Here is a 573-nt window from a genome sequence, read left to right on the forward strand (position 1 = left end):
CCTCCAGCACGTCCTCGAACGTGAGGGGCTCGAAGTACAACCGGTCGGCGGTGTCGTAGTCGGTGGACACCGTCTCGGGGTTGCAGTTGACCATCACCGTTTCGAACCCGACCGCACTCAGCGTGGTCGCGGCATGCACACAGCTGTAGTCGAATTCGATCCCCTGACCGATCCGGTTCGGTCCGGAACCCAGGATCAGCACCTTGGGCTTCTCGGTCTGCGGGGCGACCTCGGTCTCCGCAGCGGGATCGAGCTCGTAGCTGCTGTAGTGGTACGGCGTCTTGGCGTCGAACTCGGCCGCGCAGGTGTCGACGGTCTTGTACACCGGGTGAATGCCGAGCCGGCGACGCAGCGCGCGCACGCCCGACTCGCCGGCCAGTTCCGGTCGTAGCGCGGCGATCTGGCGGTCCGAGAGCCCGCTGTGCTTGGCCCGGCGCAGCAGTTCCGCGTCGAGCACCGGTGCTTCCAGCAGCTCGACACGCAGCGCGACCAGACCGGCGATCTGCTCGACGAACCACGGGTCGACGCCGGAGGCCTCGGCCACCTGCTCGACGCTGGCGCCCAGGCGCAGTG

The 573-nt window shown here is 68.1% G+C and carries 1 protein-coding gene; it reads right to left on the minus strand.

All coding sequences use genetic code 11. The features are described 5' to 3' along the window. A partial coding sequence (locus RM779_RS33270; RefSeq protein ID WP_449657319.1) for a carbamoyl phosphate synthase preATP-grasp domain-containing protein occupies positions 1-573 on the minus strand: 573 nt, incomplete at both ends.

The sequence above is a fragment of the Streptomyces johnsoniae genome (genome assembly GCF_031845565.1).
In the GTDB taxonomy this organism is placed as follows: domain Bacteria; phylum Actinomycetota; class Actinomycetes; order Streptomycetales; family Streptomycetaceae; genus Streptomyces; species Streptomyces johnsoniae.